Annotated in this window: 11 protein-coding genes and 1 tRNA gene; 10 read left to right on the top strand and 2 right to left on the bottom strand. The window is 66.9% G+C overall.

Going from position 1 to position 12,770, the window contains the following annotated elements; all coding sequences use genetic code 11:
* Nucleotides 1-5 precede the first annotated feature (5 nt).
* From AC1DIX_RS08475 to AC1DIX_RS08435, 9 genes are all read left to right on the top strand, one after another.
* A complete protein-coding gene (locus tag AC1DIX_RS08475) occupies nucleotides 6-1,613 on the top strand; it encodes a carboxyl transferase domain-containing protein (protein ID WP_477323534.1) in 1,608 nt (535 codons plus the stop codon).
* A 14-nt stretch (nucleotides 1,614-1,627) separates the two neighbouring features.
* Nucleotides 1,628-2,416 (top strand): enoyl-CoA hydratase/isomerase family protein, encoded by a 789-nt coding sequence (locus AC1DIX_RS08470; protein WP_441935196.1) that lies wholly within the window; start codon nucleotides 1,628-1,630, stop codon nucleotides 2,414-2,416.
* Nucleotides 2,417-2,443: 27 nt separating this feature from the next.
* Nucleotides 2,444-3,787 (top strand): adenosylmethionine--8-amino-7-oxononanoate transaminase, encoded by a 1,344-nt coding sequence (gene bioA / locus AC1DIX_RS08465; RefSeq protein WP_477323532.1) that lies wholly within the window; start codon nucleotides 2,444-2,446, stop codon nucleotides 3,785-3,787.
* Nucleotides 3,788-3,813: 26 nt separating this feature from the next.
* Nucleotides 3,814-5,016, top strand: a complete 1,203-nt coding sequence (gene bioF / locus AC1DIX_RS08460; protein WP_477323557.1) for an 8-amino-7-oxononanoate synthase — start codon at nucleotides 3,814-3,816, stop codon at nucleotides 5,014-5,016.
* Nucleotides 5,013-5,843 carry a dethiobiotin synthase gene (gene bioD, locus AC1DIX_RS08455; RefSeq protein WP_477323530.1) on the top strand — a complete coding sequence of 277 codons (831 nt, stop codon included), beginning with the start codon at nucleotides 5,013-5,015 and terminating at the stop codon, nucleotides 5,841-5,843. The genes bioF and bioD overlap by 4 nt, the downstream gene beginning before the upstream one ends.
* Nucleotides 5,844-5,867: 24 nt before the next feature.
* Complete coding sequence (bioB, locus tag AC1DIX_RS08450; RefSeq protein WP_441935193.1) at nucleotides 5,868-6,896, top strand: biotin synthase BioB; 1,029 nt, start codon at nucleotides 5,868-5,870, stop codon at nucleotides 6,894-6,896.
* A gap of 134 nt (nucleotides 6,897-7,030) precedes the next feature.
* Nucleotides 7,031-9,079 (top strand): acetyl/propionyl/methylcrotonyl-CoA carboxylase subunit alpha, encoded by a 2,049-nt coding sequence (locus AC1DIX_RS08445; RefSeq protein WP_477323528.1) that lies wholly within the window; start codon nucleotides 7,031-7,033, stop codon nucleotides 9,077-9,079.
* A gap of 9 nt (nucleotides 9,080-9,088) precedes the next feature.
* The gene (locus AC1DIX_RS08440) at nucleotides 9,089-10,018 is read left to right on the top strand and encodes a 2-hydroxyacid dehydrogenase (protein ID WP_477323526.1); all 930 of its coding nucleotides are present in this window, start codon (nucleotides 9,089-9,091) and stop codon (nucleotides 10,016-10,018) included.
* A 2-nt stretch (nucleotides 10,019-10,020) separates the two neighbouring features.
* Nucleotides 10,021-10,929 carry a hydroxymethylglutaryl-CoA lyase gene (locus tag AC1DIX_RS08435; protein WP_477323524.1) on the top strand — a complete coding sequence of 303 codons (909 nt, stop codon included), beginning with the start codon at nucleotides 10,021-10,023 and terminating at the stop codon, nucleotides 10,927-10,929.
* A gap of 94 nt (nucleotides 10,930-11,023) precedes the next feature.
* On the opposite strand, the gene AC1DIX_RS08430 is transcribed toward AC1DIX_RS08435, so the two are convergent.
* Nucleotides 11,024-11,100, bottom strand: a tRNA-Pro gene (locus tag AC1DIX_RS08430).
* A 112-nt stretch (nucleotides 11,101-11,212) separates the two neighbouring features.
* On the opposite strand from AC1DIX_RS08430, the gene AC1DIX_RS08425 reads away from it, so the two are divergent.
* Complete coding sequence (locus AC1DIX_RS08425; RefSeq protein WP_477323522.1) at nucleotides 11,213-11,842, top strand: hypothetical protein; 630 nt, start codon at nucleotides 11,213-11,215, stop codon at nucleotides 11,840-11,842.
* A 17-nt stretch (nucleotides 11,843-11,859) separates the two neighbouring features.
* On the opposite strand, the gene rsmI is transcribed toward AC1DIX_RS08425, so the two are convergent.
* Nucleotides 11,860-12,768: a 16S rRNA (cytidine(1402)-2'-O)-methyltransferase gene (gene rsmI, locus AC1DIX_RS08420; protein WP_477323520.1), complete on the bottom strand. Its 909-nt coding sequence runs from the start codon at nucleotides 12,766-12,768 to the stop codon at nucleotides 11,860-11,862.
* Between the last annotated feature and the right edge of the window lie 2 nt (nucleotides 12,769-12,770).

The following is a 12,770-nucleotide window of genomic DNA, read 5'->3' as shown; positions in this document are numbered from 1 at the left end:
ACGCGATGCCTCAAATCGACAGCAAACTCAACCCGCGCGGCGAGGATTTCAAGACCAACGCCGCAGCCATGCAAGCCCTGGTCGACGACCTGCGCGCCAAGGTGGCCGCCGTTGCGAAGGGCGGCGGCGAAGCGGCCAGTGCCAAGCACGTCGCCCGCGGCAAGCTGCTGCCGCGCGACCGCGTGCAGATGCTGCTCGATCCCGGTACGCCCTTCCTCGAGTTTTCCCAGATGGCGGCCTACGAGATGTACCACAATGCGGCCCCGGCGGCCGGCATCATCACCGGCATCGGCAGGGTCAGCGGCCAGGAATGCGTGATCGTCTGTAACGACGCCACCGTCAAGGGCGGCACCTATTACCCGATGACGGTCAAGAAGCACCTGCGCGCCCAGGAGATCGCCGAGCAGAACAACCTGCCCTGCATCTACCTGGTCGATTCGGGCGGYGCCAACCTGCCGAACCAGGACGAGGTCTTCCCCGACCGCGACCACTTCGGCCGCATCTTCTATAACCAGGCCAACCTGTCCGCCAAGGGCATTCCGCAGATCGCGGTCGTGATGGGCTCCTGCACCGCCGGCGGCGCCTACGTGCCGGCGATGAGCGACGAGTCCATCATCGTCAAGGAACAGGGCACCATCTTCCTGGGCGGCCCGCCGCTGGTGAAGGCCGCGACCGGCGAGGTCGTGAGCGCCGAAGACCTGGGCGGCGGCGACGTCCACACCCGCCTCTCGGGCGTGGCCGACCACCTGGCCCAGAACGATACCCACGCGCTGTCGCTGGCCCGCACCATCGTCTCGAACCTCAACCGCAGCAAGCCGCAACAGGGCGCGCTGCGCGAATCCGTCGAACCGAAGTACGCACCGGAAGAGCTGTACGGCGTGATCCCGGTCGACACCCGCAAGCCCTTCGACGTGCGCGAAGTCATCGCCCGCATCGTCGACTCCAGCTGCTTCGACGAATTCAAGGCGAGATATGGCACCACGCTGGTGTGCGGCTTCGCCCATATCTTCGGCATGAAGGTCGGCATCATCGCGAATAACGGCATCCTGTTCTCGGAGTCGGCGCTGAAGGGCACCCACTTCATCGAGCTGTGCTGCCAGCGCAAGATCCCGCTGGTCTTCCTGCAAAATATCACCGGCTTCATGGTCGGCCGCAAGTACGAGAACGAGGGCATCGCCCGCAACGGCGCCAAGATGGTGACCGCGGTGGCGACGGCGTCCGTGCCGAAGTTCACGGTAATCATCGGCGGCTCCTTCGGCGCCGGCAACTACGGCATGTGCGGCCGCGSCTTCKCGCCGCGCTTCCTGTGGATGTGGCCGAACGCGCGCATCTCGGTGATGGGCGGCGACCAGGCCGCGTCCGTGCTGGCCACCGTCAAGCGCGACGGCATCGAAGCCAAGGGCGGCCAGTGGTCGCCGGACGAAGAAGCCGCGTTCAAGCAGCCGATCAAGGACCAGTACGAACACCAGGGCCACCCCTACTACGCCACCGCGCGTCTGTGGGACGACGGCGTCATCGATCCGGCCGACACGCGCATGGTCTTGGGGCTTGGTCTGTCGGCCGCGCTGAATGCGCCGATCGAAGACACGAAGTTCGGCGTATTCCGCATGTAAAACGGGGAGAGAACATGGATAACTACGATACCCTGATCATCGACGTCGCCAACAAGGTCGCCACCATCACCCTGAACCGTCCGGACGTGCGCAACGCCTTCAACGAAGTCGCGATCGCCGACCTGACCATGGCCTTCGACGAGATCAGCCAGGACGCCGACGTGCGCGCCATCGTGCTGGCCGCGAACGGTCCCTCCTTCTGCGCCGGCGCCGACCTGAACTGGATGAAGAAGATGGCCGGCTACTCCCACGAGGAGAACGAAGCCGACGCCCTGCGCCTGGCCGACATGCTGCGCACCATCTACTTCAGCCCGAAGCCGGTGGTGGCGAAAGTGCAGGGAGACTGCTACGCCGGCGGCATGGGCCTGGTGGCGGCCTGCGACATCGTCGTGGCGGCTGAAGGCGTGAACTTCTGCCTGTCGGAAGTGAAACTGGGCCTGATCCCGGCCACGATCTCGCCCTACGTCATCAAGGCGATGGGCGACCAGGCTTCGCGCCGCTACTTCCTCAGCGCCGAGCGTTTCGACGCTAGCTGCGCGAAGCGCCTCGGCCTGGCCCACGAGGTCGTCCCGGCCGAGGAGCTCGACACCACCGTGAACACCATCGTCAAGGCGCTGGTGAACAACAGCCCGAATGCCGTGCGCGAAGCGAAGAAGCTGGTGCGCGACGTGGCCGGGCTGCCGATCGACGATGTGCTGCTGGCCGATACCGCCGCCCGCATCGCGAATATCCGTGCTTCCGCCGAGGGACGCGAAGGGGTCGCGTCCTTCCTCGAGAAGCGCAAACCCGCTTGGCTGAGTTAGCCAATCAGTAAAGTAATAGGATTCATCTTGAACCGTCACACCTCGTCCGACTGGATCGCGCGCAGCCTGCGCAGCGTCTGGCACCCATGCACGCAGATGCAGCACCACGAAGAGGTGCCGCTGATCGCCGTCAGCCACGCCAAGGGGCCGTGGCTCTACGACCATGAAGGCCGGCGCTACATGGACGGCATCAGCTCGTGGTGGGTCAACCTGTTCGGCCACGCCAACCCGCGCATCAACGCCGCCCTGAAGGACCAGCTGGACACGCTCGAACACGCGATGCTGGCCGGCTTTACCCACGAGCCGGTGGTCGAGCTGTCGGAGCAGCTGGCGGCGTTAACCGGCCACGCGCTGGGCCATGCCTTCTATGCGTCAGATGGCGCATCAAGCGTAGAGATCGCGCTCAAGATGAGCTTCCATTACTGGCGCAACGCTGGCTACCCGAACAAGCAGGAATTCGTCTGCCTGCAAGGCTCCTATCACGGCGAGACCATCGGCGCCCTGGCCGTCACCGACGTCGCCCTGTTCAAGGACGCCTATGGCCCGTTGCTGCGCGCTTCCCGCACCGTGGCCTCGCCCGATGCCCGCAAGGCCGTCGACGGCGAGTCGGCCCAGGACGTGGCGCGCCGCGCGATCAAGGACGTGGAAACCCTGTTCGCCGAAGAGGGCGACAAGATCGCCGCCATTATCGTCGAGCCGCTGGTGCAGTGCGCGACCGGCATGGCGATGYACGATCCGCTCTACCTGCAGCGTCTGCGCGAGCTGTGCGACAAGTACCACGTGCACCTGATCGCCGACGAGATCGCGGTCGGCTGCGGCCGCACCGGCACCTTCTTCGCCTGCGAACAGGCCGCCATCTGGCCGGACTTCCTCTGCCTGTCGAAGGGGATCAGCGGCGGCTACCTGCCGCTGTCGCTGGTGCTCAGCACCGACAAGGTCTACGAGGCTTTCTACAGCGAAGACATCACGCGCGGCTTCCTGCACTCGCACTCGTATACCGGCAACGCCCTGGCCTGCCGCGCCGCACTGGCGACCCTGCAGATCTTCCAGGAAGACGATGTATTGAACAGGAACCGCGAGACCGCGACCCGCCTGATGCTGGAATTGGCCCCGCTGCTGGAACACGAGCGCGTCACCAGCTTCCGCCAGCGCGGCATGATCCTGGCGTTCGACGCCGTCGAGCCGGATGCGAAACGCGCCTCGACCTTCGCGCGCCGCTTCTTCACCAGCGCGGTCGAGAACGAACTGCTGCTGCGCCCGATCGGCCGCACGGTCTACCTGATGCCGCCCTATGTATTGGACGAAGAAGAGATCGTCGGACTGGCGGCGCGCACGCGCAAGGTCTTCGAGAAGGTGATTGCCGAAGCATGATGAACAATGCGAATCATGCGGTGGATCTGAATCTGATCGCCGGCGTCGAGCGCCAGCTGGACACCCTGGCCGCCCAAAGCCTGACGCGCCGCCGCCGCACCGCCGACTCTCCCTGCGCGCCGCGCCAGGTGGTCGACGGCCGGTCCATGCTGGCCTTCTGCAGCAACGATTACCTGGGCCTGGCCGCGCATCCGCGCGTGATCGCCGCCCTGCACGAAGGCGCGGACCTGTACGGCGCCGGCAGCGGCGCCGCCCATCTGGTTTCCGGCCACAGCCGCGCCCACGCGCAGCTGGAAGAGCGGCTGGCCGCGATGCAGGCGCCGCACCTGGCCGATGCGCGCGCGCTGTACTTCTGCACCGGCTACATGGCCAACCTGGCGGCGCTGACCGCGCTGGGCAGCAGCCCGGATGCGATGATCTTTTCGGAGGCGCTGAACCACGCCTCGCTGATCGACGGCGCACGCCTGGCCAAAGCCGGCGTCACGGTCTATCCGCATGGCGACGTGGCCGCGCTGGAAACGAAGCTTTTGGAAAGCGGGGCCGGCACGAAAATCGTCGTCACCGACAGCGTGTTCAGCATGGACGGCGACCTGGCACCGCTGCCGGCCCTGCTGGCCCTGTGCGAACGCCATGGCGCCTGGCTGGTGGTCGACGATGCCCACGGCTTCGGCGTGCTGGGCGCGAACGGCCGCGGCGCGCTCGAACATTTCGCGCTGCGTTCGCCCAACCTGGTGTATGTCGGCACCCTCGGCAAGGCGGCCGGCGTCGGCGGCGCTTTCATCGCCGCGCATGCCTCCGTCATCGAACTGATGATCCAGCGCGCCCGCCCCTACATCTACACGACGGCGAGCCCGCCGGCGCTGGCGCATGCGCTGCTGGCCAGCCTGGACGTCATCGAAGGCGCGGAAGGCATGGAACGTCGCGCGCACCTGAACCGGTTGATCGCCCTGCTCGACGATGAGCTGAAGCTGAAGCGCTGGCAGCGGCTGCCGTCGCGCACCGCCATCCAGCCCATCGTCATCGGGGCCAACGACGAAGCGCTGCGGGCGGCCAGCCGCCTGCACGAGCAGGGCCTGTGGGTGCCGGCGATCCGCCCGCCCACCGTGGCGCCGGGCACCGCCCGCCTGCGCGTGACCCTGTCCGCCGCGCATACGCAAGACGAGGTGGCGCAGCTCGCCGCCGCCCTGAATCACCTGGAAACCCAGCAGCTGGAAAGGACCGCAGCATGACTCTCAACGATCCCGAACAACCGGGCGGCACGCCGGCCCATTCGGAAGTCGGCTTTGCCGAGCCGGCGAAGGCCGCCGCGCCCGTCGTCACCACCGTGCCGGCCCCGCTGGCCGCGGAAGGCGTGCCGACGCGCTTCGCCTGCTTCGTCACCGGCACCGATACCGAAATCGGCAAGACGCTGATCAGCGCCGCGATCCTGCACAAGCTGGTACAGCATGGCCAGCGCGCCTGCGGCATGAAGCCGATCGCGGCCGGCGCCGAAGAGCGCGACGGCGAGCTCCATAACGAAGACGCCGCCATGCTGCGCGCCGCCGGCAATGTGAACCTGCCGCAGCACATCACCACGCCCTTCATGCTGCGCGAGCCCTGCGCCCCGCACATCGCGGCCGAGCTGGAAGGCGTGCGCATCGAGCCGGTGGCGATCATGACCGCCTTTGCGGAGATCCTGGGAGCGTCCGACGCCACCGTGGTCGAGGGCGTGGGCGGCTTCTGCGTGCCCTTCTCCGACGATTTCGACAGCGCCGACCTGGCGGTGCAGCTCGGCCTGCCGGTGATCCTGGTGGTCGGCATGCGCCTGGGCTGCATCAACCACGCCCTGCTCACCGCCGAAGCGATCATCTCGCGCGGCCTGGTGCTGGCCGGCTGGGTCGCCAACCAGGTCGATCCAAGCATGCGCTTCGTCGACGAGAACGTGGCCGCCCTGGAGCAGCGCATGCCCGCGCCCCTGCTGGGACGCGTGCCGCGCCTGGAACAAGTCTCGGCCGCCGATGCGGCGGTCTATATCGAGCTCGCGGGCGTGCCGGGATGGCCGCTCATGCGCTCCTGAAACACCAAAACAAGGATTCAAAAAATGACCCAAGTCGTTACCCTCCACCCGCCCGTCACCCCGGCCTCGCTGCCGAAGGACGCCACCTGGCCGCTGGCCGAGGTGCTGGCCCTGTTCGAACTGCCGCTGCCGGAGCTGATGTTCCGCGCCCAGCAGGCCCACCGCGTCAACTTCCCCGACGGCGACGTCGAACTGGCGACCCTCCTCTCCATCAAGACCGGCGGCTGCGAGGAAGACTGCGGTTACTGCCCGCAGGCCGCGCGCTACGATACCGGCGTCGAAGCGAAGAAAATCCTCGACCTGGACACCGTGCTGGCCGCAGCAAGCGAAGCCAAGTCCAAGGGCGCGACCCGCTTCTGCATGGGCGCCGCCTGGCGCAGCCCGAAGGAGCGCGACATGGAAAAGGTCGAAGCCATGGTGCGCGGCGTGAAGGCGCTCGGCATGGAAACCTGCGCCACGCTGGGCATGCTCGAGGAAGGCCAGGCCGAACAGCTGAAGCAGGCCGGCCTGGACTACTACAACCACAACATCGACACCTCGCCGGACTTTTATGGCGACGTGATCTCGACCCGCGAATACAACGACCGCCTGGATACCCTGGGCCGCGTGCGTAACGCCGGCCTGAAGATCTGCTGCGGCGGCATCGTCGGCATGGGCGAGACGCGTTCGCAGCGCGCCGGCCTGATCGCCCAGCTGGCCAACATGAATCCGTATCCGGAATCGGTGCCGATCAACCACCTGGTGCAGGTCGAAGGCACGCCGCTGCACGGCCTGCCGCCGCTGGACCCGATCGAGTTCGTGCGCACCATCGCCGTCGCCCGCATCACGATGCCGAAGGCGCGCGTGCGTTTATCCGCTGGCCGGCGCGAGCTGGGCGAGGCGGTGCAGGCAATGTGCTTCATGGCCGGCGCCAACTCCATCTTCTACGGCGACAAGCTGCTGACCACCGATAACCCGGAAGCCGACGATGACCGTGCGCTGCTGGAAAAGCTGGGTTTGAAAACCCGCTCGGCGACCTTGGAGTCGGTGCAGAAGGAAAGTTGCGGTTGCTGAGGCCACGTACCTGAAAACGTCAATCCCGCGAAGGCGGGAATCCAAGTTTTTGGACTGAGCCACGAACTTGGGTCCCCGCTTGTGCGGGGACGACGGATCGAACGCTAACACTTAAAAAATAGACGAGACACCACATGTTCACCAAGATCCTCATCGCCAACCGTGGCGAAATCGCCTGCCGCGTCGCCGCCACCGCGCGCCGCATGGGCATCCGTACCGTTGCCGTCTACTCCGAAGCCGACGCCGGCGCGAAGCATGTCGCGGTCTGCGATGAGGCGGTCTTGATCGGCCCGGCCGCGGCCAAGGACAGCTATCTGCGTGGCGACAAGATCCTCGAAGTCGCCAAAGCCACCGGCGCCCAGGCCATCCATCCGGGCTACGGTTTTCTGTCGGAGAACGCGGAATTCGCCGAAGCCGTCGAGGCGGCCGGCCTGGTCTTCATCGGCCCGCCGGGTTCCTCGATGCGCGCGATGGGATCGAAGTCGGCGGCGAAGCAGCTGATGGAAGGCGCGAACGTGCCGCTGGTGCCGGGCTACCACGGCGATGCCCAGGATCCTGAGCTGCTGCAGAGCGAGGCCAACCGCATCGGCTATCCGGTGCTGCTGAAGGCCAGCGCCGGCGGCGGCGGCAAGGGCATGCGTGTGGTGGAGCGCTCGGAAGATTTCCAGGCCGCGCTGGCGTCCTGCAAGCGCGAGGCGATTTCCTCCTTCGGCGACGACAAGGTGCTGGTCGAGAAGTACCTGACCCGCCCGCGCCACATCGAGATCCAGGTCTTCGCCGACAAGCTGGGCAACTGCGTCTACCTGCACGAGCGCGACTGCTCGGTGCAGCGCCGCCACCAGAAGGTGCTGGAGGAAGCGCCGGCGCCCGGCATGACCGGGGGGCGCCGCGCCTCGATGGGCGAAGCGGCCGTCGCCGCCGCGCGCGCGGTCGGCTATGTCGGTGCCGGCACCGTCGAGTTCATCGCCAACCAGGACGGTTCCTTCTACTTCATGGAGATGAATACCCGCCTGCAGGTCGAGCACCCGGTGACGGAGATGATCACCGGGACCGACCTGGTCGAATGGCAGCTGCGCGTGGCGGCCGGCCAGCCGCTGCCGAAGCAGCAGCATGAAATCTCCATCAATGGGCATTCCATCGAAGCGCGCGTGTATGCGGAGAATCCGGAGAAGGGCTTCCTGCCTTCGATCGGTACCTTGCGTTTCATGGACGTGCCTTCGCATGTGGCTTTCGAGCTGGGCGGCACTGCAGACGCACCGGCCGGCGTGCGCATCGATTCGGGTGTACGCGAAGGCGATGCGATCTCGCCGTTCTACGACCCGATGATCGCCAAGCTGATCGTCTGGGGCGCGGACCGTACCCAGGCGCTGTCGCGCATGGCGCAGGCGCTGTCCGAGTTCCACATCGTCGGCCTGGCCACGAATATCGCCTTCCTGAAGCGCCTGGTGGAAGGCCAGGCCTTTTCCAGCGCCGACCTGGACACCGGCCTGATCGAGCGGAACAACGCCTCGCTGTTCCCGGCCGCCGGCCCGGCGCCGAAGGGTGCGCTGGCCCTGGCGGCAGTCGCGCTGGCGGATGCCGAGCAGGCCTTGTCGGTGTCCGGCAATCCGGCCGATCCCTGGACCAGCACCCATGGCTGGCGCATGAACGGCACCTATCGCCGCGCATTGTCCTTCAGCGACGAATACACCGCCACGCTCGACGCCAAGGCCTATGCAGCGGTCCTGGCCTATCACCCGCACGGCTGGGTGCTGGAACTTGACGGCGCCGCCCACCCGTTGGCGCTGGTCTCGAAACGCGGCGGCGAAGGAGATGGCAAAATCGCGATCCGCCTCGACGGCAGCGCCCTGCACGGCACCGTGCGCCGCGACGGCGAACTGCTGCACGTGTTCACCGGCGGCCAGCATGTCACCCTGCACTACGCCGATCCGATGGCGCATGCCGGCGAAGTCGAAGCCGCCGGGGGTCGCCTGACCGCGCCGATGCCGGGCAAGGTGGTCGCCGTGATCGCGAAAAACGGCCAGACTGTCAAGAAGGGCGAGCCGCTGGTGATCATGGAAGCGATGAAAATGGAGCACACGATTGCGGCGCCGAGCGACGGCCTGGTCGAAGAGATCCTGTACCAGGTCGGCGACCAGGTGGCCGACGGCGCGCCCCTGCTGGCCTTCAAGGCCGCCGCCTGAGGAGGCCGAATGCGGATTCTCCTCTACCGCGGCGACGGCGTGATCGAGCCGTGGGCGCGCGATTTCGCGCAGGCGCTGCCGCAGGCCGAAGCGGTCGCATGGCAAGAGGGGCACGCCCTCGAACCCTGCGACTACGCTGTCCTGTGGGCGCCCACGCCCGCCCTGCTCGACCAGCTGTCGCGCGTCAAAGCGATCTTCCTGATGGGCGCGGGCGTGGACGCGATCCTGAAATTCGGCGATGCCCTGCCCGACGTCCCGGTGATCCGTCTGGGCGACGCCGGCATGGGCGGGCAGATGGCGGAGTACGTGGCGTATGCCGTGCTGCGCTACTTCCGCCGCTTCGACGAATACGAGCAGCAGGCGCGCCAGGGCATCTGGAATCCGCTCGGCGCGCGCAGGAAGGAAGAATTCACGGTCGGCGTACTGGGGCTGGGCAAGCTCGGCGTGCCGGTCGTGCAGGCGCTGCGCCAGCTCGGCTTTCCAGTGCGCGGCTGGAGCCGCACGCCCAGGGACATCCCGGGCGTCGAATGCCATGCCGGCATGGACTCGCTCGACGCGTTTCTGGGCGGTTCGCAGGTGCTGGTCTGCATGCTGCCGCTGACGCCGGAAACGACCAACCTGCTGGACCGCGCGCGGCTGTCGAAGCTGCCCGAGGGCGCGTATCTCGTCAACGTCGCGCGCGGCGCCCAGGTCGCCGAGCCTGACCTGCTGGGCCTGATCCGCTCGGGCCACATCGCGGGCGCCACGCTGGACGTTTTCCGCAACGAGCCGCTGCCGGCGCCGCATCCCTTCTGGAGCGAGCCGCSCATCACCATCACGCCGCACATCTCGGCGCTCACGATCCGCGAGGAAGCCGTGCGCCAGATCGCGCAAAAGATCACCATGCTCGAACAGGGCGAACATGTGGCCGACGTGGTCGACCGCCAACGAGGATACTGAAAATGAACCTGCCAAAACACGTCAAGATCGTCGAAGTCGGCCCGCGCGACGGCCTGCAGAACGAAAAAGAGAATGTCTCTGCCGCCGTCAAGATCGAGCTGGTCGACCGCCTGTCGCGCGCCGGCTTCGCCAACATCGAAGCGGCGTCCTTCGTCTCGCCGAAATGGGTGCCGCAGATGGCCACCAGCCTTGAGGTCATGGCCGGCATCAGCCGCCGTCCGGGCATCATCTATTCGGCCTTGAGCCCGAACATGCAGGGCTTCGAGGCGGCGCTGGCAGCGAAGGCCGATGAAGTCGTGATCTTCGGCTCGGCCTCGGAGGCCTTCTCGCAAAAGAACATCAACTGCTCGATCGCGGAATCGATCGCGCGCTTCGAAAGCGTTGCCAAAGCCGCCAAGGAGCACGGCCTGCGCCTGCGCGGCAGCATCAGCTGCTCCTTCGGCTGCCCCTACCAGGGCGAGGTGCCGCTGGATGCCGTGGCCGACGTGGTGGCGCGCATGCGCGACCTGGGCTGCGACGAGATCGACATCGCGGACACGATCGGCGTCTCTACCCCGCGCAAGACCCAGGCGGTGATGGAGACCGCGGCGCGCGCCTTCAAACTCGAGGGTATCTCCGGCCACTTCCACGACACCTACGGTCAGGCATTGGCGAACATTTACGCCAGCCTGGAAGTGGGCGTGGCGATCTTCCACTCCTCGGTGTCGGGCCTGGGCGGTTGCCCGTACGCGAAGGGCGCGACCGGCAACGTCGCCACCGAGGACGTGGTCTACATGATGAACGGCCTGGGCATCGAGACCGGCATCGATCTCGACCAGGTGGTGGACGCGGGCCACTTCATTTCGCAGCAGCTGGGGCGCAAGGGAGTGAGCCGGGCGGGGAATGCGCTGCTGGCGAAACGGGCTGGCTGATTTGTCATGCGATCGTGGGCACGCCGTGCCCACGTCCTCGCCACGCGGAAATGAAAAAAGGCCGACGATCACTCGTCGGCCTTTTCGGTATACTTGGTCGGAGTACAAGGATTCGAACCTTGGACCCTCTGGTCCCAAACCAGATGCGCTACCGGGCTGCGCTACACTCCGAAGACAACGATCATACCCTTCCGCAGAGGTCGCGGTCAAGGAAAGCACCCGAGAATACGCGCGAATGTGTGCGGATGAGGCTTTCCGGCACAGGAATCGATGGGAGCCGCACGTGAATGCCGTAATCGACCGTTTCCCGGGACCGGGCTTTGACGCCCTTCCCGACCGCAAGCAATTGCAGCGCGTGGCGGCGGGCATCGCCATCTCGCTGGCCGCGCATGCGCTGCTGTTATCGATCTATCGCCAGCCGCGGCCGGCCGCCCTGCCCGCGCCCGCCGGCGAGCCTCTCACCGTGCGCCTGCGGGCGGAGCCGCAACGACCGCCGGTTGCGGAGCCGGCCGAGCCGCCGGTACAGCCGCAAGTACAAACGAAGCCGGTGCCGCGCGCACGCCCGCCCCGCCGCATCATCGCCGTGCCGCCGCAGCCGGAAGCCGCCAAGGACAAACCCTTCGCCGTCGAGGCGCCGCCCACGCCACCGGTGCCCGCGGACGCAGCGCCGGTACCGCACTTCAACCTGGACGCCGCCCGCAGCGTGGCGCGCAAGGTGGCGAACGAGCCGGATCCGGCCAAGGTGGGAACAGCGCTGGAAAGACTGCCGCCGCCGCCATTGCAGACCGAGAGCAAGTTGGAGCGCGCCATCAAGGGCGCCAAGCGGCCGGATTGCAAGGATGGGGTGCCGGGTGGATTGCTGGCGCCGATTTTCCTGGCGATGGATAAAAAGGATAGTGGGTGTAAGTGGTAGCCGTCGCCCCCGCACTTCTAGCCGTCGCCCTTGATCTGCAAAGCCCGCTCATACAGCGCATTTTTCTTCCGCCCCGTAATCTGCGCCGTCAGATTCGCCGCCTGCTTCACCGAGCACTCCGTCAGCAGGATCTGCAGGATGCGCTCCGCCTCCGCATCGCCGGCATCATCGGCCGGTGCCGCGCCTTCGACCAGCACCACGAATTCGCCGCGCTCGCGGTTTTGGTCGGCCTTGACCCAGGCCAGCGCCTCGCCGAGCGGGCAGCGGTGGATTTCTTCGAACATCTTGGTCAGCTCGCGCGCGAACACGACCTGGCGGGTCGGCTCGAACACGGCGGCCAGGGCTTCGACGCAGTCGGTGATGCGATGCGGTGCCTCATAGATCACGAGGGTCGAGGTTTCGCTTTTGAGCTGGGCCAGTTCGGTTTCGCGCTGCCGGGCCTTCGCCGGAAGGAATCCGACAAAATGGAAGCGGTCGTTCACCAGGCCGCTGGCCGACAGCGCCGTGACCACCGCCGAAGCGCCGGGTACCGGCACCACGTTCAAGCCTTCTGCACGGACCGCGTCGACGATGCGGGCGCCGGGGTCGGAGACGGCCGGCGTGCCGGCGTCCGACACCAGGGCCACGCGCTCGCCCGCGCGCAGGCGCTGGATCAGCTTTTCGGCCACCTCGCGCTCGTTGTGCTGGTGGGCGGCCACCATCTGCTTGTTCAGGCCGAAGCGGGTCAGCAGGGCGCCGGTCTTGCGCGTGTCCTCGCAGGCGACGACGTCGGCGATCAGCAGCAGATGCAGGGCGCGCAGGGTGATGTCGGTGACGTTGCCGATCGGTGTGGCCACCACGTAGAGCGTTGCGGTAGGATACGACTGCTGGGCCGCTTCGCCCAGTACGGGCAATTGGGCGATCTGGCTGGACTGAATGGCGGTCATGT

The organism is Massilia sp. 05N420 (assembly GCF_056397205.1).
The sequence above is the reverse complement of the archived record's forward strand: the minus strand, read 5'-3'. Positions and strand labels throughout refer to the sequence as shown.

Bases quoted from the DNA above. Each gene is read 5' to 3' on its own strand.
- AC1DIX_RS08470 (WP_441935196.1), top strand. From the start codon at position 1,628: ATGGATAACTACGATACCCTGATCATCGACGTCGCCAACAAGGTCGCC.
- bioD (WP_477323530.1), top strand. From the start codon at position 5,013: ATGACTCTCAACGATCCCGAACAACCGGGCGGCACGCCGGCCCATTCG.
- bioB (WP_441935193.1), top strand. From the start codon at position 5,868: ATGACCCAAGTCGTTACCCTCCACCCGCCCGTCACCCCGGCCTCGCTG.
- AC1DIX_RS08445 (WP_477323528.1), top strand. From the start codon at position 7,031: ATGTTCACCAAGATCCTCATCGCCAACCGTGGCGAAATCGCCTGCCGC.
- AC1DIX_RS08435 (WP_477323524.1), top strand. From the start codon at position 10,021: ATGAACCTGCCAAAACACGTCAAGATCGTCGAAGTCGGCCCGCGCGAC.
- rsmI (WP_477323520.1), bottom strand. From the start codon at position 12,768: ATGACCGCCATTCAGTCCAGCCAGATCGCCCAATTGCCCGTACTGGGC.